The sequence below is a fragment of the Rhizobium sp. N324 genome (assembly GCF_001664485.1).
GTDB lineage: Bacteria > Pseudomonadota > Alphaproteobacteria > Rhizobiales > Rhizobiaceae > Rhizobium.
In genome coordinates this window covers 3,865,772-3,888,109 of the sequence record NZ_CP013630.1, presented here as the reverse complement: position 1 = coordinate 3,888,109, position 22,338 = coordinate 3,865,772, and the positions used below count along the sequence as shown (strand labels likewise).

Sequence of the window (22,338 nt, the reverse complement as noted above, 5' to 3'; positions counted from 1 at the left end):
TTTCCGGCCCGTGAGCAAAAGACCGCGGAATGCTCCTCGCCGCCGCGGTCTATCCACATGTAAAACCTGTTAAATCGGGCTTGCGGCGCCTAGCGCCTCATTAGGCGCGCGAAGGACGCTGCAGCACTCGAACGGACGCATCGGCCCAAATGTCGGGCCGATGCGCAGGCAGTTACCGGCCGGCGTTAAGAACGGCGACACCGGGAAGTTCCTTGCCTTCCATCCATTCCAGGAAAGCGCCGCCAGCGGTGGAGACATAGGTGAAATCGTCGGCAACGCCGGCATGGTTGAGCGCCGAGACGGTGTCGCCGCCGCCGGCAACGGAGGTGAGTTTGCCGGCTGCAGTGCGGCCAGCGGCGTATTTCGCGGCAGCGACGGTCGCGGCATCGAAGGGCTCGATCTCAAAGGCGCCAAGCGGGCCGTTCCAGACGAGCGTGGAAGCGCGATCGATCCAGGCATTGATGGCCTGGACGGATTTCGGGCCGACGTCGAGCACCATGGCATCGGCGGGAATGGCCTCGATATCGACCGTCTCGTTGGCGGCACCCGCCTTGAATTCGCGGGCAATCACGCCGTCTTCCGGCAGGATGATGGCGCAGCCTGATGTCGCGGCCTCGATCATGATCTGCTTAGCGGTTTCGGCGAGATCATGCTCGCAGAGCGACTTGCCGACATTGGTGCCGCGGGCGGCGATGAAGGTATTGGCCATGCCGCCGCCGATGACCAGCGCATCGACCTTCTTTACGAGGTTCATCAGGAGGTCGATCTTGGTCGAGACCTTGGCGCCGCCGACAATCGCGACGACCGGGCGGGCGGGATCGCCGAGGCCCTTTTCCAGCGCCTCCAACTCGGCCTGCATGGTGCGGCCGGCATGGGCCGGCAGGTGGTGGGCGAGGCCTTCGGTCGAGGCATGGGCGCGGTGGGCGGCGGAGAAGGCGTCGTTGACATAGATGTCGCCGTTGGCGGCGAGCGCCTTGGTGAAGTCGGGATCGTTCTTTTCCTCGCCCTTGTGGAAGCGGGTGTTTTCGAGAAGCAGGATATCGCCGTCATTCATCGCGGCGACGGCGGCGGCGGCGGCCTCGCCAATGCAGTCGGCGGCCGTCGATACGGCGTGATCGAGCACTTCCTCGACGGAAGGGGCGATCAGCGACAGTGACAGATCCGGCGAAGGGCCGTCCTTCGGCCGGCCGAAATGGGCCAGCAGGATCACCTTGGCGCCCTTCTCGGACAGTTCGAGGATCGTCGGCGCCACACGCTCGATGCGCGTCGTATCGGCGACCTTGCCGTCCTTGACCGGGACGTTGAGATCGACGCGGACGAGAACGCGCTTGCCGCGGATATCAGTGAGATCGTCGAGGGTCTTGAAGGAGGGCATGGGAGATCCAGTCTTGGTTGGCGGAAATTGCGCCGACCATAGCAAGGATCATTCGAGACGCAAGGCGTTCAGCGACCGTTTTCGTGTGTGCCTTCGTCGCGTCCGGCCGCTGCTTTCGGAGCGGCTTCGGAGGCCGCGGCCTCTCGCCTCCGGCGCCCCTTCAGGCGGTCGCGGATGCGCTGGATGATGTCCTTGAGGTTGATGAAGATCGGCAGGGTGATCGCCGGTTCGACGGCTTCGAGCGACATGCCGACGGAGGTGACGTGGTCATGCTCATCGAGATCGCGGACGATCAGGATGATCGAACCGAGACGGACGCGGTCGGCATAATCGGCTTTGCCGCCGAGGCGCTGGCGCATCAGTTCGGCGATGGTCAGGCCCTTTTCGGATTCGTTGAGCAGGCCGGGGCCATATGCGGCGTCGAGGTCGGCGGCAGGGCGGGCCGGCGAGAGCGCGAAGGCGCCGAAGAATTCGGCATCGTCCTCATCCACCGGCGCACGGCTGGCGAAGAGCCGGTCGAGCAGGCGGGAATAGCTCGGCACGATGAAGAGATAGACGAGATCGTTTTCCCGCAGCCGCCCGGCATATTGATAACGCATCGACTTGCCGTCGCGGATGACGAGGGAAGGGGTTGCCCAGCGCGGAATGCGCTCGCCGCGCAGCACCGGGCTATCCTTGATGACGCGGTAGGAGAGCAGTTCGTGGTTGGCCGCACCCGGCAGGTCGACCTCGACCTTGTCGACGGCGCCGATACGCGGCGGAATGATCAGGCCGAGCTTTTTGGCGACGGGTTTGATCGTCCAGCCCTGGACGAGAAGCGAGACCAGCACGATGATGAAGGCCGTGTTGAAATAAATCTGGCCGTTTTCCAGGCCGCCGAGGATCGGCATGATGGCGAGCAGGATGGAGACGGCGCCGCGCAGGCCGACCCAGGCAACGAAGCCGATCTCCTGCTGCGTGTAATCGAAGGGGAGCAGCGACAGCCAGATCGCCAACGGCCGGGCGATGAAGATCAGGAAGAGGGCAAGCAGAATGGCCGGCACGATGATCACCGGGAATTGCGACGGCGTGGCGAGCAGGCCGAGCACCAGGAACATGATGATCTGCGCCAGCCAGGTCATGCCGTCCTGGAAGCGTTTGATGGTGCCGATCGCCTGCATCTTGCGGTTTCCGGCGTAAATGCCGGCGACATAGACGGCGAGGAAGCCGCTGCCGCCGACCGCGCCGGTGAAGGAGAACACGAGCAGGGCGAGCGCCAGCACGAAGATCGGCGTCAGGCCGCGGTCGGTGTCGAGCTTGCTGACGATCAGCACGATCATCATGCCGCCGAGCAGGCCGAGGATGACACCGAGCCCCATCTGCTGCACGAACATGGCGAGCATGCCGATATTGATGCCGGCGTAGCGCTCGCCGCTAGCCAGCACCTCGACGAGGGCAATGGTGAGAAAGATCGCCATCGGATCGTTGGTGCCGGATTCGACTTCGAGCGTCGAGCGCACCTTGTCGCGGATATTGATGCCGCCGATGCGCAGCAGGAAGAAGACGGCGGCGGCGTCCGTCGAGGCGACGATCGAGCCGAGCAGCAGGCCCTCCAGCCAGGTGAAGTTCAAGAGCCACATGGCGGCGAAGGCAAAGAGCGAGGCGGTTATCAGCACGCCGAGCGAGGCGAGCGCCAGCGACGGCACCGCCGCGAGCCGGAAGGCGTGCATCGGCGTGCCGAAGCCGGAATCAAACAGAATGACGGCGAGCGCAATGGAGCCGAGAATATAGGCGAGGTAATTGTTGCTGAACTCGATTCCGAGGCCGTCGACGCCGGCGGCAAGGCCGATCATCAGGAAAAGCAGCAGCAGCGGGGCGCCGAACCGGAAGGCGAGCAGGCTTGAAAAAGCGGCAAGAAGCACGAGCGCCGTCGAGACCAGCACCACGATATAGAACGCTTCCATGCCCACCCCTTTCCATCGACTGCTTCGCGAATATGGCCAGGTCAGGCCGACCCGTCTTCATCCAACCCCTCCTCACGCGCGGCGGCCGATCAGTAAACGGCAAAACGCCAGAGAAGGGTAGGCCTTGCGGCTTAACCTCGTCGCGATGCTGCATCATGCTGCTGAACGGTTGCCGGACGGCCAACCGACACGGAATGCTACGGGAGAAATTCTCTATAAAGAATGTATAAGAAAATCAGGCGAGAGCAGGGCAAAAGAGACGGGCACGGATTTTTCCTGCCTGTCCGCCGCTCTGCTATCCCAACATTGCCTGAGTGATAATGACGGTGAGAAATGCGAGGCAGATGAACGCGGCAACCCGGATGACCAGGCGATTAGCCTTTGTCAGCACCGCGGGTCTGACGTCCCGCTTGGGGTGAAACCGCTGCCGCCGCTTGAGAGTGGAGGGGGACAAGCGTTTTTGTGCCTCTGCCATTTGTCGCCTCCACTTGGATCATTTCAGCCATTGTGCAGCGTTGTGCATGTCCTTACTCTATCATGCCTAGCCAGCGGATGGCCAATCCGTGATTGATCCTTGCCTGCGAGTGGCAACGCCACACCGGAGCCGTCGCTTCGATGTGGCTTTAAAAGCCGGTCTCAGTCTTCGCTGTCCTCGTCTTCGTCGGTCAGATCCGCGACCGGAACGAGGAAGACGACGAACTCGTCCTCGATGGTTCTTTCGGGGTCGTCGTCGAATTCATAGGCGTGCTCGACTTCGCTTGCCTCTTCGGCGGTCGCCTTGCGCAGGCTCAGCGTAGCCTTGCGGTCCCACAGGGGCTTGCCCTCGGACTCCAGGATGGTCAGATCGTCGCGAAAATCTTCCGCCTCGAAGAAATGCGTCGCGTCCTCATCATTTTCGGAGCGAAAGCTGGCAACGGCGCGGCCGGCGATTTCTACGGTAAAATAATCCATTCATCTCTCTCATGTTGGCGACAGCGCTGCCGCACGCACTGATGTCCGCGCCTGGTTGGTGGCCGATGCGGCGCGAGGAAACTGGGCATTTTGGAACGCCCAGTTCCGTTATCCTATCAGATCTCGTTCCGGCAATGGACGAAAAGATACCGGTACGGGGAAGATCGGTTTCGTTCGCGGCATGGCAACAAAAAGCGGCCCGGTTTCCCGGGCCGCCTGTATAACGATACTTTGAGTGTGCTCAGATGAGCTTGGCGAAAGCGACTGCCGTGTCGGACATGCGGCTGGAGAAGCCCCATTCGTTGTCGTACCAGGACAGGACGCGCACGAAGTTGCCTTCCATGACCTTGGTCTGATCGGTCGCGAAGATCGAGGAGTGGCTGTCGTGGTTGAAGTCGCGGGAGACCAGCGGCTCGTCGGTGTAGCCGAGGATGCCCTTCAGCTTGCCGTTGGCAGCAGCCTGGATGGCTTCGTTGATTTCGCCGACCGTGGTCGCCTTCTTGGAGACGAACTTGAAGTCGACGACCGAAACGTTCGGGGTCGGAACGCGGATCGAGGTGCCGTCGAGTTTGCCCTTCAGATGCGGCAGAACGAGGCCGACGGCCTTGGCGGCGCCGGTCGAGGTCGGGATCATCGAGAGGGCGGCGGCGCGGGCGCGATACAGGTCCTTGTGCATCGTGTCGAGCGTCGGCTGGTCGCCGGTGTAGGAGTGGATGGTCGTCATGAAGCCGTGGTCGATGCCAACGGCGTCGTCGAGGACCTTCACCACCGGCACCAGGCAGTTGGTGGTGCAGGAGGCGTTGGAGATGACCAAGTGCTCCTTGGTGAGCTGGTCATGGTTGACGCCGAAGACGACGGTCAGGTCGGCGCCGTCTGCAGGCGCTGAAACGATGACGCGCTTGGCGCCGGCCGTCAGGTGAGCGGCCGCCTTGTCGCGGGCGGTGAAGATGCCGGTGCATTCCATCGCGATGTCGACGCCGAGTTCGCGATGCGGAAGCGTCGCCGGATCCTTGATCGCGGTGACCTTGATCGGCTTGCCGTTGCCGACGATGATCGTGTCACCCTCGACCTTCACCGTTGCCGGGAAGCGGCCGTGGATCGAGTCGTAGCGCAGCAGGTGGGCGTTGGTTTCGACGGGGCCGAGATCGTTGATGGCGACGACTTCGATGTCGGTGCGGCCAGATTCGACGATAGCGCGCAGGACGTTGCGGCCGATGCGGCCGAAGCCGTTAATGGCAACCTTGACTGTCATGTTCATTCACTCCCGATAGAATAGAGCCCGATAAAGCGGGCCTGGAATTGAGGAGATGGAGAGCGCCTCAAGGCGCTCTCATTAAAGCTTTGCTTCCGCGGCCGCAACGACGGCGTCGGCGGTGATGCCGAAATGCTTGTAAACATCCTTCACCGGGCCGGAAGCGCCGAAGCCCTTCATGCCGATGAAAGTGCCTTCCGGTCCGATGAAGGCATCCCAGCCTTCGCGGACGGCGGCTTCGACGGCGATCTTGACCGGCGAGTTGCCAAGCACTTCCTTGCGATAGGCGTCCGGCTGCTCGAAGAACAGTTCCGTGCAGGGAACCGACACGACGCGCACCGTGACACCCTTGGCTTCGAGGGCTGCGCGGGCGGCAACGGCGATTTCGACTTCCGAGCCCGAGGCGAAGATCGTCACCTTGGCGTTGGCATTGCCGGCCAGCGTATAAGCGCCCTGCTCGCAGAGATTCTTTTCGCTATATTCGGTGCGGACCGGGCTGAGGTTCTGACGTGTCAGAGCAAGGCCGGACGGACGGTTGTGGGTCTTGACGGCGATCTGCCAGCATTCCGCCGTTTCCGTGGCGTCGGCCGGACGGAAGACCATCAGGTTCGGGATGGCGCGCAGGCCGGCGAGCTGTTCGACCGGCTGGTGCGTCGGGCCGTCTTCGCCCACGCCGATCGAGTCATGCGTCAGGACGTGGATGACGCGGATGCCCATCAGCGCAGCGAGGCGGATCGGCGGGCGGCAGTAATCCGAGAAGATCAGGAAGCCGCCGCTGTAGGGAATAAGGCCGCCATGCAGCGCAATGCCGTTCATGGCCGAGGCCATGCCGTGCTCGCGGATGCCCCAATGCATGTACCGGCCGGCGAAATCCGTCGGCGTGATCGAGTGCATCTGGCTGGTCTTGGTGTTGTTCGACGGCGTCAGGTCGGCCGAGCCGCCGAGCGTTTCCGGCAGGAAGCCGTTGATGACCTCGAGCGCGTCTTCCGAAGCCTTGCGGGTGGCAACGGTCGGCTTGGTCTCGGCGAGCTTCTTCTTGTAGGTGCTGATCGCGGCATCGAAGCCTTCCGGCAGCTCGCCTGCCATGCGGCGGGTGAATTCGGTCCTGGCCGGAGCCTTGGCCACACCCTGTTCCCAGGCATTGACGAGATCGGCGGAGCGGGCGCCGGCGGCGCGCCAGCTGTCCAGGACGTCCGACGGGATGACGAAAGCTTCGGATTCCCAGTTCAGCGCCTTGCGGGTGGCGGCGATTTCCTCGGCGCCGAGCGGGTTGCCGTGGACCTTATGGGTGCCCTGCTTGTTCGGGGCGCCGAAGCCGATGATCGTCTTGCAGGCGATGAAGGTCGGCCGGTCGGATTTGTGGGCGGCTTCGATCGCGGCGGCGATGGCGGCCTGATCGTGACCGTCGATCTCGATCGTGTTCCAGTGAACGGCCTTGAAACGGGCGATCTGATCGGTGGAATCCGACAGAGACACGGCGCCGTCGATGGTGATCGAGTTGTTGTCCCAGAACAGAACGAGCTTGTTGAGCTTCAGATGGCCGGCGAGTGCGATGGCTTCGTGGCTGATGCCCTCCATCAGGCAGCCGTCGCCGCAGATCGCATAGGTATAGTGATCCTGAAGATCGGAGCCGAATTCCTCACGCAGCTTGCGTTCGGCAATCGCCATGCCGACGGAATTGGCAATGCCCTGGCCGAGCGGGCCGGTCGTCGTTTCGATGCCGGTGGCGTGACCATATTCCGGATGGCCGGCGGTCTTCGAGCCGAGCTGGCGGAACTGCTTCAGATCCTCGATCGTCATGTCGGGATAGCCGGTCAGATACAGCAGCGAATAAAGCAGCATCGAGCCGTGGCCGGCCGAGAGCACGAAGCGATCGCGGTTCGGCCAATGCGGCCTCTTCGGATCGAACTTCAGATATTTGGTGAACAGGACCGTTGCCACATCGGCCATGCCCATCGGCATGCCCGGGTGGCCGGAGTTCGCCTTTTCGACGGCGTCCATGGCGAGGAAACGGATCGCATTCGCCATCCGGTCGTGTTGTTCGGGAGAGGTCATGGCTTTTCCGCAAGTTCCGGGTGTCGGGGGGATGGCCTCGAGCCTCCAAGACCATCGAGTGAAAGCGGCAGACACATAGCAGTTGGCGCTGGCAAGTCAATAAATGGGGCGCCAAATCCGGGCAGGCTGCCGCGATTTTTGACATTTGATCGCGCGGTTGTACAAAAGACAAATCTTGCTGGGCGAGGACATCTAAAACGCTCATCCACAGGATAGGCCGGTGGGCAAGTGACAGGATTTATTGACGGGCCGTCGGCGAGCTGCATATCCTTTTTGAAATCGCAGGATCGGCGCGGCGTGCCGATTCGCGGATCCTGCGCGGGAATCGGGAAGGCATGATGCCCACAGGCAAAACCATGGAAGCAGCGCTCAACGAATTGAGACAGGCGATTTCGAGCCTCGAAAACGCCGTCGACATGCGTGTCGAGCGTGAGCGCGAGCAGGGCGAGATCGAGGGCGAGGTGCGGCGCGTGCACGCCGACCGCTCCCGGCTGGCGCAGGAGCTCGATCAGGCCGAATTCCGCGCCAACCGGCTTGAAGAAGTCAACCGCGAGGTGTCGCGGCGGCTGGTAACGGCTATGGAAACGATCCGCGCGGTTCTGGATCGCTGACAGAAAGAGTTTGGCATGGCGCAGGTAACAGTAACGATCGACGGCAAGGCCTATCGCATGGCCTGCGAGGAAGGGCAGGAGGATCACCTGACCGATCTCGCCACCCGTTTCGACCGCTATGTCGGCCATCTCAAGGGGCAGTTCGGCGAAATCGGCGATCTCAGGATCACTGTTATGGCCGGGATCATGATCATGGATGAGATCGCCGAGCTGACGCGCCGCGTCGCCGGGCTGGAATCCGAACTCGAGTCCCTGCGCGGCAACCGCGACACCGTGCTTGCAGCCACCGCCCGCACCGAGGAAAATCTCGCGGCGGCGCTCAGTGAGGTTTCAAGCCGCATTCGCGGCATCACCGACAAGCTGAATGGCCGGCCCGCCCCCGACCTCAATTGATCTTCAATTAAATAAGGACGAGCTGCCGCCGCCACTGGCGCGTCAGCGCAAACGACCTTATATATCGCGATGCGGTCTGCGCCTCTCGACAGGAACCACAATCCCTGGGGCCATACTCGATCCAAAGGGAGCTGTCCCTGGCCAGGCCCGTGGGCCTGGACACACGGCGCCCACCTACGTTTGTAGGCACCCAGGATCGTAAACATCCATCGGTGGTCGTGGATCGCACCTTTTCCTTTCCTCTTCGGAAGACGCCGGACTAATCGACCGGATAAGGCCCTTCGTCGTGATAGCCTTTCGAGCCGACGTCCAGTGCCAGCGGGCTTCGCCATTCCCTGTCGTCGCCGAGGCAATCGAGCACGAAGCGGAAATCATATCGCGGCTGCCAGCCGAGTTCCTGCCGGGCGCGGGCGTTGACATAGACGCGGTCGAGCGTCGGAAACATCTTCCAGCCGCGTGATGCATAGAGGGCGCCCGCACCCGGGAACAGCCCTTCGACGGCGGCGGGCGCATCGCGCCTTATCTCGGCGAGATCGTTCGCCGAAAACGGCGTCGTGGCGGAGACGATATAGCGGCCGAAGCCGATTGACGGCGCCTTGTCGAGCGCCAGCAGATGGGCGCAGATCACATCCGCGATATCGACGCGGCGGTGCAGAAGTTCGTTGGCCTGTGCATTCTCCGCCGAATAGCCGCCGCGAATGTCAGGATTGTCGTCGCTTTCGGGAAAGAAGCGCGATGTCCTCAGAATAACGACCGGCAGGCCGGAGCTGCGGGCGAAGAGTTCGCACAGGCCTTCGGCGGCGAGTTTCGTTACGCCGTAGATGTTTCTGGCGACCGGGAGCACGTCCTCGGTCACCCATGCCGCCGGTGCGCCAGCCGCCGGGGTCAACGCCGCGCCGAAGGCGCTGGTGGTGCTGGTGAAGACGAAGCTTGCAACCTTGGCGGTGACCGCCTCTTCGAGCAGGTTCAGCGTACCGCCGGCATTGGTGTCGAGGAAATCGCGATTGCGGTGGGTTGCCACATGCGGCTTGTGCAGTGTGGCGGCATGGACGACGTGGCGGATGCCCGACATCGCCTGCCGGAGGAAAACGCGGTCAGCGATCGAGCCGACCATGTCGGTGAAGGCCGAGGGTTTGATGTCGATGCCGCGCGCCGACCGGCCTTGCGTTCGCAGGCTGCGCATCAGCGCCTCGCCGAGGTGGCCGGCGCTTCCCGTCACCATTATCGTCATCGCACCGCCTCCGGAATGTTTGGAGCCGGAGGCTATGAAGGCCGGGCTTTCCAGGCAACGCATAAATTATGCATGGGGGTGCAGGAAAGCTGCAGGCTCGGACGGTGGCGTGGCGGCGGCCGGGAGGTCTGAACGTCCGGTCCTTATTCCAGCGGGCCTTCGAGATCGCTTTTCAACCGGTCGAGGATTGATAGAGCGTGCCCGGCATAGGCGCTGATCCAGCGGTCATGGATGTGCTTGATCGGCAGGCTGTTCAGGTGGTTCCAGCGTTCGCGGCCCTCTTTCCGGGCGATGACCAGGTCGGCTTCCTCCAGCACCTTCAGATGCTGCATCACCGTGCAGCGGTCCATCTGCGGAAACATCTCGCAAAGCGTTCCCGTGGTGCGGGGCGCATCCTTGAGCAGGTCGAGGATTTCGCGGCGGCGGTGATGCGCCAGGGCCTTGAAAACGGGATCGTCGGTCGATTCGCTTGACATGTTATGTTTTTATAACATAATGGCGCCAAGTACAATTGAATAAGTACAATGGAAACAGGACAATGGAGAAGAGGAGAAAGGGCATGTCTCTCGGAATCCGCGTTTCCGGCCGGATCGGCCGCCCTGTCGCCGAGGTGTTCGACGCCGTCGTCAACCCGAAGAAGCTCAGCAGCTATTTCACCACGATCGGCGGGGCGAGCGCGCCGCTCGTCAAGGGCAAGACGGTGACCTGGTGGAAGGACGCCCAAGTGGAGGTGGTCGAACTCGTGCCGGAAAGCCGCATCGTGCTCAGCTGGGAAGGCGGCACCGGCGACGACAAGACGACCTACAAGACGTCGGTGGAGATGAATTTCAAGCCGCTGGAGGATGGCGGCACCTTGGTGACCATCGCCGAGACCGGCTGGCGCGAGGACGAGGCCGGCCGGCGCGGCACCTATCTCAACTGCGAAGGCTGGACGCAGATGCTCTGCTGCATGAAGGCTTTCGTCGAATACGGCATCAATCTGCGCGAGGGCATGTTCCTCAGCGAAATGAAGGGGGAGCCGGCCAGCGCGCCGGATGCCTGACCGATAATCGGTCTCGATGCGATCGGCGGCGCAATCGTCGCATTCGCCATTGGAGCCGAGACTTCGCTTGCCTGTCACACTGCCGGTGCTAATTTCCGGATTCGATACTTCATCTCGATTTCCAGGAGATTTCATTATGCAGCTTGGCATGATTGGTTTGGGCCGCATGGGCAATTACATGGTCCAGCGGTTGATGCGGGGCGGTCACGAATGCGTCGTCTACGACGCCAGGCCGGAGAGCGTTGCCGAACTCGCAGGCCTCGGTGCGACCGGTAGTGCTTCGCTCGAAGAGTTCGTCTTGAAGCTCACGCATCCGCGGGCGATCTGGCTGATGCTGCCGGCGGCGATCGTCGACAAGGTGCTGGCGAGCCTTTTGCCGCTGCTTGAAAATGGCGATATCGTCATCGACGGCGGCAACTCCTATTACCACGACGATATCCGCCGCGGCGCCGAGCTCATCACCAAGGGCATCCATTATGTCGACGTCGGCACCAGCGGCGGCGTCTTCGGCCTCGAACGCGGCTATTGCCTGATGATCGGCGGCGAGAAGAGCATCGTCCAGCACCTTTCGCCGATTTTCGCGACGCTCGCGCCCGGCGCCGGCAAGACGGAAGCCTCGCCGAACCGCAGCGCCGAGGCGGCTGCGGCGAGCACCGCCGAGCAGGGTTACCTGCATTGCGGCCCGCATGGCGCCGGCCATTTCGTCAAGATGGTGCATAACGGCATCGAATACGGCCTGATGGCCGCCTATGCCGAAGGCATCAACATCCTGAAACACGCCAATATCGGCGCCGCCTCGCATGAGGCCGACGCGGAAACCGCGCCGCTCGCCCACCCGGAACATTTCCAATACGACTTCAATCTGCAGGACGTCGCCGAAGTCTGGCGCCGCGGCAGCGTCATCACCTCCTGGCTGCTCGATCTCACCGCCGATGCGCTGCATGCCGATCCGGCGCTGTCGAAATATGCCGGCCGCGTCTCCGACAGCGGCGAAGGCCGCTGGACGATCATGGCGGCAATCGACGAAAGCGTGCCGACGCCAGTGCTGAGTGCGGCGCTCTACGGCCGCTTCTCCTCGCGCGACAACGACGAATTCGCCAACAAGGTGCTGTCGGCAATGCGGGCGGGTTTCGGCGGCCACGTGGAAAAGCCGGCTCCGAAATCCTGAAGGCCGGAGGCTTTCGGCGCCTTCTGACAAGGAGGCGCCTCATCCTTTCCTAGCCATCGGTATGGTTTCCCTACGGCTTGCTGGCGGCAGTGCTCGCGAGTATCCATTGCTGAAAAGGGAAATGCCGGGGCTGCTTCGTCCAAGCGGCCGGCATTCCATTGGAGGCGGTCATGGCGCGTGGCAGGGCAGGGGGCTTGAAGGCCGCCATATCGGGTGTGCTGGCATTCATTGCGCTTTTGGGTGCGGTTTCACCAGGCCTTGCCCAGACACCACCCACGCAAACGCCAGCCGCGTCGACCCCGCCGGCCCAGGTGCGTGAGATGATGCAGCTCATGCAGACGCCCGAGGTCAAGCAGTGGATGTCGACGCAGATGGCGGCGACGCCTGCGTCCGATACGGCGGCCGAGAACCAGATGTCGGTGCTGTCAGGACTGCTGCAACATGCCCGCCGACATGTCTCGATGATCTCCGATGCAGCAATGGTGCTGCCATCGCAGGTCGGCAACGCTTCCTCGCTGTTCTTCGGCGAAATCGCCGCGAACGGCTGGCCGCGCATGACAGCACAGTTCCTGGCCATCTTCCTGCTCGGCGCGATCGTCGAAAGCATTGCCCGTTATGCCTTCCGCCGCCGCCGTCGTCGCCTGGCCGAGATGGCCGGCATGCATCTGGCGCCGCGCGTCATCCCGGCGCTGATCTTCGCAGCGGCAACGATGCTTGCGCTTCTGAGCCTCGGCTGGCCACCGCTCAGCCAGAGCATCGCGATCGTCTGCGTCGTCGCGCTCATCGTCCAACGCTCTACGATCTGCCTCGGCGGTGTGCTGGTCGATCTCATTGGATTGGCGCGGATCGAGGAAGAACGGCAGGGCATCACCGCTCTGACCATGCCGGGGCGTGACGTCGCATTGTTCTGGTACCGGCGCTGCGCGACCTTCGTCATTTATTTCATGCTCGGCTGGGCGGTGATCCAGTCGATGGAACCACTCGGCTATTCCCCCAGCGCGCGGCTCCTCGTCGGCTACGTCCTCGGCATCGGCCTGCTCCTGATCGCGATCGAAGCGGTCTGGTCGCGGCCGCATAAGGACGAGAAACGCGCTCACGGGATCTCCTGGGCGCTGACCGTCTATTTCCTGCTGCTCTGGAGCCTCTGGGTCGCCGGCTTCAACTGGCTGCTCTGGCTGGGCATCTATGTGCTGCTGCTGCCGCGCGTGCTTGCCGTCTCGACGATTGCGGTCAAATCGCTGCGGCAGACCGAGGCGAGCTTCCTGGCGACGCGCCGCATAGCCGCCGTGCTGCTCGACCGCGGCGTGCGGGCGCTGATCATCGCCGTTGCCGCCATCTGGCTCGGGCACATGCTCGGCGTCGGCGCCGATACGATGGCGGCGGGCGACACCATGGTCGACAAGATCGCGCGCGGCGTCATCGGCGGCATCGTCATCCTGCTTGCCGCCGACCTGCTCTGGCATGTCATCAAGGCCTATATCGACGGCAAGCTGCTCGATTCATCCGTGGATGGCGGGGCAACGGATGAGGAGAAGGCCAAACGCGCACGGATACAGACGCTGTTGCCGATCTTCCGCAATATCCTTGCCGTCGTGATCGCCGTCCTTGCTGTCTTGATGGTGCTTTCCGGCCTCGGCATCGAGATCGGGCCGCTCATCGCCGGCGCCGGCGTTGTCGGCGTGGCGGTCGGCTTCGGTGCGCAGACGATCGTCAAGGATGTGATCAGCGGCATGTTCTATCTCTGGGACGATGCCTTCCGCATCGGCGAATATATCGAAAGCGGCAGCCACAAGGGCGTGGTCGAAGCCTTCAGCCTGCGCTCGGTGAAGCTCAGGCATCATCGCGGGCCGCTGACGACGGTGCCGTTCGGCGAACTCGGCGCGGTGAAGAACCTCAACCGCGATTGGACGATCGACAAGATCAGCCTCAACGTCAAATACGATACCGATCTGGTCAAGGCGAAGAAGGTGATCAAGCAGATCGGCCAGACACTGCTCGAAAATCCGGAATTCGGCCCTCATATCATCGAGACGCTGAAGATGAAGGGTGTCGAGCAGTTCGGCGAATTCGCGATCGAAATCCGGCTGTCGATGATGACGAAGCCCGGCGAGCAATTCGTCATCCGCCGCAACGCGCTGGCGATGATCCGCAACGCCTTCAAGGAAAACGGCATCGAATTTGCCGTGCCGACAGTGCAGGTGGCGGGTGATCGCGACGCCGACGTGGATGCTGCCGTTGCACGCTACGCCGCCCATGCGCGGGCGAATGGCGAGCCGGCGGCATGAAGCGCGCTTGGCAAATCCCCCCCGTGGCGGGGCAAGTCCCTTCATAAGCTTACGAAAATGCAATGCGGCGTTATGTCCGCCTGCGCAAATTCGCCCCAATTGAGGGTAATGGAGGCCCAGGCGGCGGGGCTGGGTAACGGTGGCATGGCTTCATGGAGCTTATATGCCTCTCATGTTACGTCTTTCAAAAATGATTCCCGCCGAGCTGGCAATTGCAGCAGGATAAGACATGTCGGGTCACGACAATTTGAAAGATATGGAAGACGCGGACGGATTTTCTTTTCGCGGTTTATTCAGACGTTACAGAACACCGCTGACGGCAGCGGCGACACTCGTGGTCTTCTGCCTCGTCGGCTATGCGATCATGCAGCTGACCAACGAGGTGCGCTATGACGACGTCGTTGACGCGCTGGCGGCAACCAGGCCGAGCGCCATCCTGCTTGCGCTGTTCTTCACCGCACTCAGTTTCCTCTCCCTGGTCTTCTACGATCTCAATGCGATCGACTATATCGGCAAGAAGCTGCCCTTTCCGCATGTGGCGCTGACGGCGTTCAGTGCCTATGCGGTCGGCAATACCGCCGGTTTCGGGGCACTGTCAGGCGGCGCGATCCGCTATCGCGCCTATACGCGTCTCGGGCTGTCGCCTGAAGATATCGGCCGGATCATCGCCTTCGTCACGCTCTCCTTCGGTCTGGGGCTTGCGGGCGTCGGGGCGATCGCCCTCATCATCATCGCCGACGAGATCGGCCCGCTGATCGGCGTCAGCGCCTTGCTGCTGCGGTTGATCGCCGGTTCGATCGTCGCCATTCTGGGTGCCGTGATGATCATCGGCCGCGACGGGCGCGTGCTCGATCTCGGCCCAGTCGCGATCCGCCTGCCGGATTCGCGTACCTGGTCGCGGCAGTTCCTCGTTACCGCCTTCGATATCGCCGCCTCGGCGTCCGTGCTTTACGTGTTGCTGCCGCAGACGGCCATCGGCTGGCCGGTCTTCCTCGCCGTCTATGCGATCGCCGTCGGTCTCGGCGTGCTCAGCCACGTTCCGGCCGGGCTCGGCGTGTTCGAGACGGTGATCATCGCCTCACTCGGCAGCGCCGTGAACATCGACGCCGTGCTCGGATCGTTGGTGCTCTACCGGCTGATCTATCATGTGCTGCCGCTGCTGATCGCCGTGCTCGCGGTCTCGGCGACGGAGCTGCGTCGGTTCGTCGATCATCCGGCCGCCTCCAGCGTCCGGCGCATCGGCGGAAGGCTGATGCCGCAGCTGCTGTCGGCCTTGGCGCTACTACTCGGCGTCATGCTGATCTTCTCGAGCGTTACGCCGACGCCGGACCAGAACCTCGAATTCCTCTCCAACTATCTGCCGCTGCCGATGGTGGAAGGGGCGCATTTCCTTTCCAGCCTGCTCGGGCTCGCGCTCGTCGTCGCGGCGCGCGGCCTAGGCCAGCGGCTCGATGGTGCCTGGTGGGTGGCGGTATTCTCGGCCCTTGCCGCATTGACTTTGTCGCTCCTGAAAGCGATCGCGCTCGTCGAAGCCGCCTTTCTCGCCTTCCTCATCTTCGGGCTCTTCGTCAGCCGGCGGCTCTTTACCCGCCATGCCTCGCTGCTCAATCAGGCGCTGACGGCGTCCTGGCTGATGGCGATTGCGGTCATCGTCGTCGGCGCCGTCGTCATCCTGCTCTTCGTCTATCGCGATGTCGAATACAGCAACCAGCTCTGGTGGCAGTTCGAATTCACCGCCGAAGCGCCGCGGGGCTTACGCGCCGTGCTCGGCATCACCATCATCTCGTCGGCGATCGCCGTCTTCAGCCTGCTTCGGCCGGCGGCCTTCCGGCCGGAACCGGCGACGGAGGAAGCGCTGGTGCGTGCCGTCGAGATCGTCGGCAGGCAGGGCAATGCCGACGCCAATCTGGTGCGCATGGGCGACAAGAGCATCATGTTCTCGGAAAAGGGGGACGCCTTCATCATGTATGGCCGGCAGGGCCGGTCCTGGATCGCGCTGTTCGACCCGGTCGGCGAACATCGCGCCGTGCAGGAGCTCGTCTGGCGTTTCGTCGAAGCGGCGCGTGCCGCCGGCTGCCGGGCCGTGTTCTATCAGATCTCGCCGTCGCTGCTTTCCCATTGCGCCGATGCCGGCCTTCGCGCCTTCAAGCTCGGCGAACTGGCAGTGACCGATCTTCGAACCTTCGAGATGAAGGGCGGCAAATGGGCGAACCTTCGCCAGACCGCAAGCCGCGCCCAGCGCGACGGGCTGGAATTTGCCGTCGTCGAACCCGAGGAGGTGCCCTCGGTGATCGATGACCTCTCGGCCGTCTCCACGGCCTGGCTCGAGCATCACAACGCCAAGGAAAAGGGCTTTTCGCTGGGTGCCTTCGATCCCGGCTACGTCGCTTCCCAGCCGGTCGGCATTTTGAAAAAAGAGGGCAGGATCGTCGCTTTCGCCAATATCCTCGTTACCGAGTCCAAGCAGGAGGGCACGATCGATCTCATGCGCTTCTCGCCGGATGCCCCGAAAGGCTCGATGGACTTTCTCTTCGTGCAGATCATGGAATATCTGCGCGGCCAGGGTTTTACCCACTTCAATCTCGGCATGGCGCCTCTCTCCGGCATGTCGAAACGCGAGGCGGCGCCCGTCTGGGACCGCATCGGCAGCACCGTCTTCGAACACGGCGAACGCTTCTACAACTTCAAAGGCCTTCGGGCATTCAAATCAAAGTTTCATCCGCACTGGCAACCGCGCTATCTTGCGGTCTCCGGAGGGGGCAATCCGATGATCGCGTTGATGGACGCGACATTTCTGATCGGGGGCGGATTGAAAGGGGTAGTGAGAAAATGATCAGGACAATCCTTCTTGCCACGGCATGCGCCTGCATGCTCGCGGCCGCACCGGTTCATGCCGCCGAGGAAACCACGCAGAGCTTCGAAACCGGGCTTATCCCGTCGCCGCACATCTTCCTGCCGGAAGGGGAGGTGAAGGGCACGGTGATGCTGATCTCGGATGCCGCCGGCTGGGGCGACTATGAGAAGGGGGAGGCCGACAGGCTGGTTTCCGAAGGCGCCGTCGTCATCGGCGTCGACTTTCCCTCCTATATCCAGGCGCTCAGCCGATACGATGTCAGCCTCAACGACGGCTGCGTCTACATGGTTTCGGACATCGAGTCGCTCAGCCAGCAGGTGCAGCGTGCGACCGGCAACAACGCCTATCACCTGCCAATCGTCGCCGGCATCGGCGAGGGCGGGGCCCTGGCACTGGCGATTGCGGCGCAAACGCCGGATGCGACGATCGGCCAGACGCTTGCCGTCGATCCGAAGGCCGGCATTCCGCTGACCAAGGAACTTTGCACGCCGGCATCGAAGAAGGCAGTTGGCGACCGCATGGTCTACGGGCTCAGCGACGGCGCGTTGCCGGACCCCGTCATATCGGTCTTCACGCCCAATGCCGATAAAGATGGCAGGACGCATGCCGAAGCGCTGAAGAAAGTCCATTCCACAATCGAAATCCGCGAGTCAACCGACGATGCGCAGACGGTGTTTGCCGATACGCTCGACGACCTCGTCACTGCCTCCGGCGCCTTCGGCAATCCGCTCGGCCTGCCGCTGGCGATCCTCGAGGCGACGCCTGCTCTCGATACGATGGCGGTGATCTATTCCGGCGACGGCGGCTGGCGCGACATCGACAAGGAAGTCGGCGGCACCTTGCAGAAGGAAGGCATTCCGGTCGTCGGCGTCGATTCACTTCATTATTTCTGGTCGGAGCGCAAGCCGGAGGAGACCGCTGCCGATCTTTCGAAGATCATCGATTTCTACCGCAAACAGTGGAAGGTGAAGCATGTGCTGCTCGTCGGTTATTCCTTCGGCGCCGACGTCGTGCCCGCCACCTATCAGCTCCTCAAGCCAGCCGAAAAGTCGGCGGTGGCGCAATTGTCGCTGCTGTCGCTCTCGCACCAAGTCGATTACGTCATCTCCGTTCTCGGCTGGCTCGGCCAGAAGACGGAAGGGGCAGGAGGCGATCCCGTCGCCGATCTGAAGAACATCGACCCGAAGCTGGTGCAATGCATCTACGGCAAGGACGACGATGATGATGTCGCTTGCCCGGCGGTGAAGGAGAGCGGCGCGGAAGTCGTCGAACTGCCCGGCGACCATCACTTCGACGAGAATTACGATCTTCTCACCAAGACGATCATCGACGGGCTGAAAAAACGGCTGCAGAATTAAAGCATCAGCGTTTCTTCACTCCAGCCGAGTCCAGCGAGTTCGCGCCCGCGAAATTTCGCATCGTCGGCGACGATGAATTCGTCGAGCTGCGGCGGAGCGACGCTGGTGCTGGAGAGCATCGCATGCACCTGGCCGCGATGATGGGTCTGGTGCTGGAAGAGGTGGGCGAGTACGTCGTCCATCCGCTCCTCCTGGATGCGGTCTCCGCGATGGAGGCGGACCGTTGACGTGAGCTTCTCCGGCGTCAGGGCCTCGCAAAGCGTCGTCAGCCGCTGGTCGACCTTCGCCTGCGCTTGCGCCAGCGATGTGATGTCGTCGAAGGGTTCGTCGACCTCGAAGGCCTGGTAGCCGAGCGTGCCGGCTTCCAGTCCGTCGACATAGAACCAGTCGACCGTGATGATGTGGTTCAAGGTTTCCTTGATCGAGGGGAAAAAGTTCGTGCGCGGCGCTTCGAATTCGCCGGGCTTCAATGCCGTGCAGGCCTGAAGCAGACGGTGGTTGGCGAGAGCGTTGTTATAGGCGAGCTTGCGAAATGATCTGATGGGATCGTAGGCCGGCATCGGCGCATCTCCTCTTTGAGCGCTTTTGGCCGCAGCGCCGCGCGCCCTTTGGGGCGCGCAAAGGACGCTGTAACCACTTTGAATTGCCTGCGTCAGTTCTTCTGATCGAGATTGCCGTCGCGCCAGACGAGATGACGGGGTGCTACGGGCAGGTTCTCGATTTCATCGGCGATGAAATAGGGCGGGATGTCGAGCTCGGTCAGGGCCTGGCGCGTCGCAAGCACCCATTTGAATTCGAGATGGTTGTCGCCGTCTTCGACGCGGTGGATGATTTCGCCCGGCCGGAAGGGGAATTCCAGGGGGATGTCCATCAGATAATAGAGGCCGAGTTCATGCCAGTCGCGCTCCTCGTAGCGGAAGAAATTCTCGACGACCCAGAGCAGGCGGGAGACGGTGACTTCGAGGCCGAGTTCTTCGACCATCTCCCGTTTCAGCGTTTCCTCCGACGTCTCGCCGATCTCCGCCCTGCCGCCCGGAAAGGTCCAGAAGGGCTCGTGCACGGCGCGATGAACGAGCACGTGGCCATCGCGAAAGCCGAGGCCGGCGATGCGATAATTGAAACGCTCAGCGCTGGCAGTCAGGCGGATGAGGGTGCGCTTGCTCATGTCATTCTATCCGAGATCGATCACGACGATTTCCGGCGGCACGCCGAAGCGCACCGGCGCAATGGAGCAGCCGAGACCACCGGAGACGATGATATTACGGCGCTCCTCGACGATATGACCATAGGCGTAGCGATTGCCGTAACGCGAGGGGACGATCGGCGAACGGCCGAGGAAACGGATCTGCCCGCCATGGGTGTGGCCCGACAGGGTCAGCGAGACGCGCTCGGGCACGCGCGGAAAGATATCGGGCTCATGGGCAAGCAGGATGACGGGCGCATCGTCGGTTACTTGCGCCATCGTTCCCTTGAGGTCGTCGAGACCGAGCATGCGTGTGCGGCCCCATTTCCTGCCGGGCAGCAGCGCCAACTGGTCTTCGAGGCCTGCGAACCAGAAGCCGCGGCCATCCTTTTCGAGCCGAACGGCGCGGTTGCCGTAGACAGGGATGCCGACGTCGGCAAGCGCCCGGTGCCCGAATGTTTCCATGCCGCCGTTCTTCTGGGCGGTCCTGTCCTCCCACCAGTCGTGGTTACCCATGATCGCATGGACGCCGAGAGGCGCCTGCAGGGTGGAGAGCGCCTTCGACCATTGGCTCGAATGCACATATTGGGTCACCATATTCATGCCCGAGGCATAATCGCCGAGCAGGACGGTGACATCACCTTCGAGTTCATTGGCCCTGTGGCAGATCGCGGTAATGCGGCTTGCCGACATCCAGGGTTCGCAGGCATGGATATCGGCGAGCGCGACGACGCGGAGTTTCAGCCCCGGCGTCCATCCGGGCGGCGTCAGCCGGTAGCTGGCGATGCCGAGCCTCGCCAGCGGTTCATAGGCGAAGGCGTAACCGCCGAGCGACATGACGCCTGCGATACCGCCGCCAAGAACCTTGAAAAATCCGCGGCGGGTGATCACTCAGTTGTCCTCCTGGAACAGCCGGAACTGCGCAGCCTCCATTTCCTTGGGCGGTTGCATTCCGAGATGTTTCCACGCGATTGCGGTCAGAACACGGCCGCGCGGCGTGCGCTGAATGAAACCCTGCTGGATCATATAAGGCTCGATGATGTCCTCGATCGCGTCGCGCGGCTCGGAAAGACCGGCGGCGATGGTTTCGATACCGACCGGGCCGCCGCCGAAATTGACGGCGATCATGTTGAGGTAGCGTTTGTCGAGCTGGTCGAAGCCGACATTGTCGACAAGCAAGCGGGTCAGCGCCTCGTCGGCGATCTCGCGGGTGACGGCCTCGGCCCTTGCCACCTCGGCGAAGTCGCGCACGCGCCGCAGCAGGCGGCCGGCGATGCGCGGGGTGCCGCGGGCGCGTCTGGCGATCTCGCGGGCGCCCTCTTCGGTCATCGGCAGGTTCATCAGCCGCGCACCGCGGCGCACGATCAATTCCAGCTCCTCGACCGTATAGAAGCTCAGGCGCACCGGGATGCCGAAGCGGTCGCGCAGCGGCGTCGTCAGCAGGCCGAGACGGGTGGTGGCCGCCACCAGGGTGAATTTCGACAGGTCGATCTTCACCGAGCGCGCGGCGGGGCCTTCGCCGATGATAAGGTCGAGCTGGAAATCCTCCATGGCCGGATAGAGAATTTCCTCGACAGCCGGGTTGAGGCGATGGATCTCGTCGATGAAGAGCACGTCGCGCTCTTCGAGATTGGTCAGCAGCGCGGCGAGATCGCCGGCCTTGGCAATCACCGGACCGGATGTCGAGCGGAAATTGACGCCGAGCTCCTTCGCCATGATCTGCGCCAGCGTCGTCTTGCCGAGGCCGGGCGGGCCGACGAAGAGCACATGGTCCAGCGCCTCGCCGCGGTTCTTCGCCGCCTCGATGAAGACCTTGAGATTGGCGCGCGCTTCCGCCTGGCCGGTGAACTCGTCCAGCGATTGCGGGCGCAGGGTGATGTCGAGATCTTCGCCCCGCTTTTCCGGCGATATCAGGCGGGCGGGTTCGCTCATGCTCTCATTCCGTTCCGAAAACTCTCACACCAATACACCAAAAAACGGTCGCCTCGATATCCAACCGTCGTTTTTCCCGGCTTCACCGCGCCAACTCCTTCAATCCCAGCCTGATCAGCTTGGCGCTGTCGGCGCCATCGCCCGCCGTCTTCATGGCTGCGGCAACCGCATTGGCCGCCTGGTCTCTGCTATAGCCGAGATTGGTCAGCGCGGAGACTGCATCGGCCACCGGTGCGGCCGCGACACCTTCGCCGAGTTCCTGCTTGAGGCCGATATTGATCGCCTCCCCGGCAAAGGCCGGCGCCCGGTTCTTGAGTTCGGTCACGAGACGCATCGCCACTTTCGGGCCGACGCCCGGCGCGCGGGAAACGGCGGCGCGGTCCTGCAGAGCGATCGCATTGGCGAGTTCGCCCGGCGTCAAGGTCGAGAGCACGGCAAGCGCGACCTTGGCGCCGACCCCCTGAACGCTCTGGAGCAGGTTGAACCATTCCCGCTCCAATGCGGTCATAAAGCCGAAGAGCTTCAACTGATCCTCGCGCACATAGGTCTCGATGAACAGCACGCAGGCCTCGCCGGCCGAGCCGAGCTTGGACAGGGTACGGGCCGAGCAGTGGGCGACGTAGCAGACGCCGTGTACATCGACGAGCACATAGTCTTCGCCGATCTCGTCTATGGTGCCTTTCAGCTTGCCAATCATGGGGCGCG

The 22,338-nt window shown here is 62.7% G+C and carries 20 protein-coding genes and 1 other RNA gene; 8 read left to right on the top strand and 13 right to left on the bottom strand.

The window, feature by feature from the left end; translation table 11 throughout:
- Window positions 1–172 precede the first annotated feature (172 nt).
- The 6 genes from AMK05_RS18810 to tkt form a co-directional block, all read right to left on the bottom strand.
- A complete protein-coding gene (locus AMK05_RS18810) occupies window positions 173–1,375 on the bottom strand; it encodes a phosphoglycerate kinase (protein WP_064840636.1) in 1,203 nt (400 codons plus the stop codon).
- Window positions 1,376–1,443: 68 nt separating this feature from the next.
- On the bottom strand, window positions 1,444–3,318 hold the full coding sequence (locus AMK05_RS18805; RefSeq protein WP_064840635.1) for a potassium/proton antiporter: 1,875 nt from the start codon (window positions 3,316–3,318) through the stop codon (window positions 1,444–1,446).
- A 295-nt stretch (window positions 3,319–3,613) separates the two neighbouring features.
- Window positions 3,614–3,793: a hypothetical protein gene (locus AMK05_RS35610; RefSeq protein WP_064840634.1), complete on the bottom strand. Its 180-nt coding sequence runs from the start codon at window positions 3,791–3,793 to the stop codon at window positions 3,614–3,616.
- A gap of 161 nt (window positions 3,794–3,954) precedes the next feature.
- A complete protein-coding gene (locus AMK05_RS18795) occupies window positions 3,955–4,269 on the bottom strand; it encodes a hypothetical protein (protein WP_064840633.1) in 315 nt (104 codons plus the stop codon).
- A 241-nt stretch (window positions 4,270–4,510) separates the two neighbouring features.
- Window positions 4,511–5,521 carry a type I glyceraldehyde-3-phosphate dehydrogenase gene (gene gap / locus AMK05_RS18790; protein WP_064841442.1) on the bottom strand — a complete coding sequence of 337 codons (1,011 nt, stop codon included), beginning with the start codon at window positions 5,519–5,521 and terminating at the stop codon, window positions 4,511–4,513.
- Window positions 5,522–5,602: 81 nt separating this feature from the next.
- Window positions 5,603–7,576 (bottom strand): transketolase, encoded by a 1,974-nt coding sequence (gene tkt / locus AMK05_RS18785; protein ID WP_064840632.1) that lies wholly within the window; start codon window positions 7,574–7,576, stop codon window positions 5,603–5,605.
- 335 nt (window positions 7,577–7,911) lie between these two features.
- Between tkt and AMK05_RS18780 the strand changes: the two genes are divergently transcribed.
- The 3 genes from AMK05_RS18780 to ssrS all read left to right on the top strand — a co-directional run bounded on the left by AMK05_RS18780 (window position 7,912) and on the right by ssrS (window position 8,809).
- Window positions 7,912–8,187 carry a DUF4164 domain-containing protein gene (locus AMK05_RS18780; protein ID WP_037094330.1) on the top strand — a complete coding sequence of 92 codons (276 nt, stop codon included), beginning with the start codon at window positions 7,912–7,914 and terminating at the stop codon, window positions 8,185–8,187.
- Between the two features lie 15 nt (window positions 8,188–8,202).
- A complete protein-coding gene (locus AMK05_RS18775; protein WP_049734628.1) occupies window positions 8,203–8,580 on the top strand; it encodes a cell division protein ZapA in 378 nt (125 codons plus the stop codon).
- A 70-nt stretch (window positions 8,581–8,650) separates the two neighbouring features.
- Window positions 8,651–8,809, top strand: a non-coding RNA gene (ssrS, locus tag AMK05_RS18770) — 6S RNA.
- Between the two features lie 30 nt (window positions 8,810–8,839).
- Here the strand turns inward: ssrS and AMK05_RS18765 are convergent.
- The gene (locus AMK05_RS18765; protein ID WP_064841441.1) at window positions 8,840–9,811 is read right to left on the bottom strand and encodes an NAD-dependent epimerase/dehydratase family protein; all 972 of its coding nucleotides are present in this window, start codon (window positions 9,809–9,811) and stop codon (window positions 8,840–8,842) included.
- Between the two features lie 143 nt (window positions 9,812–9,954).
- On the bottom strand, window positions 9,955–10,287 hold the full coding sequence (locus AMK05_RS18760) for an ArsR/SmtB family transcription factor (RefSeq protein ID WP_064840631.1): 333 nt from the start codon (window positions 10,285–10,287) through the stop codon (window positions 9,955–9,957).
- An 83-nt stretch (window positions 10,288–10,370) separates the two neighbouring features.
- Between AMK05_RS18760 and AMK05_RS18755 the strand changes: the two genes are divergently transcribed.
- From AMK05_RS18755 to AMK05_RS18735, 5 genes are all read left to right on the top strand, one after another.
- Window positions 10,371–10,853: an SRPBCC domain-containing protein gene (locus AMK05_RS18755; protein ID WP_064840630.1), complete on the top strand. Its 483-nt coding sequence runs from the start codon at window positions 10,371–10,373 to the stop codon at window positions 10,851–10,853.
- A 136-nt stretch (window positions 10,854–10,989) separates the two neighbouring features.
- Window positions 10,990–12,021 carry a phosphogluconate dehydrogenase (NAD(+)-dependent, decarboxylating) gene (gene gnd / locus AMK05_RS18750; RefSeq protein WP_064840629.1) on the top strand — a complete coding sequence of 344 codons (1,032 nt, stop codon included), beginning with the start codon at window positions 10,990–10,992 and terminating at the stop codon, window positions 12,019–12,021.
- A 170-nt stretch (window positions 12,022–12,191) separates the two neighbouring features.
- A complete protein-coding gene (locus tag AMK05_RS18745; RefSeq protein ID WP_064840628.1) occupies window positions 12,192–14,306 on the top strand; it encodes a mechanosensitive ion channel family protein in 2,115 nt (704 codons plus the stop codon).
- Between the two features lie 229 nt (window positions 14,307–14,535).
- The gene (gene mprF, locus AMK05_RS18740; protein ID WP_064840627.1) at window positions 14,536–17,139 is read left to right on the top strand and encodes a bifunctional lysylphosphatidylglycerol flippase/synthetase MprF; all 2,604 of its coding nucleotides are present in this window, start codon (window positions 14,536–14,538) and stop codon (window positions 17,137–17,139) included.
- Window positions 17,136–18,518, top strand: a complete 1,383-nt coding sequence (locus AMK05_RS18735) for a virulence factor family protein (RefSeq protein ID WP_064840626.1) — start codon at window positions 17,136–17,138, stop codon at window positions 18,516–18,518. Before mprF ends, AMK05_RS18735 begins: the two co-directional genes overlap by 4 nt.
- Here AMK05_RS18735 and AMK05_RS18730 read toward each other — a convergent pair.
- The 5 genes from AMK05_RS18730 to ruvA form a co-directional block, all read right to left on the bottom strand.
- Window positions 18,515–19,078, bottom strand: a complete 564-nt coding sequence (locus tag AMK05_RS18730) for a DinB family protein (protein WP_064840625.1) — start codon at window positions 19,076–19,078, stop codon at window positions 18,515–18,517. The two genes, AMK05_RS18735 and AMK05_RS18730, sit on opposite strands and share 4 nt — an antisense overlap.
- Window positions 19,079–19,170: 92 nt before the next feature.
- Window positions 19,171–19,683 carry an NUDIX hydrolase gene (locus AMK05_RS18725; protein WP_064840624.1) on the bottom strand — a complete coding sequence of 171 codons (513 nt, stop codon included), beginning with the start codon at window positions 19,681–19,683 and terminating at the stop codon, window positions 19,171–19,173.
- 6 nt (window positions 19,684–19,689) lie between these two features.
- The gene (locus tag AMK05_RS18720; protein WP_064840623.1) at window positions 19,690–20,592 is read right to left on the bottom strand and encodes a metallophosphoesterase; all 903 of its coding nucleotides are present in this window, start codon (window positions 20,590–20,592) and stop codon (window positions 19,690–19,692) included.
- A complete protein-coding gene (gene ruvB / locus AMK05_RS18715) occupies window positions 20,593–21,633 on the bottom strand; it encodes a Holliday junction branch migration DNA helicase RuvB (RefSeq protein ID WP_064840622.1) in 1,041 nt (346 codons plus the stop codon).
- An 82-nt stretch (window positions 21,634–21,715) separates the two neighbouring features.
- Window positions 21,716–22,330, bottom strand: coding sequence for a Holliday junction branch migration protein RuvA (gene ruvA / locus AMK05_RS18710; RefSeq protein WP_064840621.1), 615 nt, complete (start codon window positions 22,328–22,330; stop codon window positions 21,716–21,718).
- Window positions 22,331–22,338 lie beyond the last annotated feature (8 nt).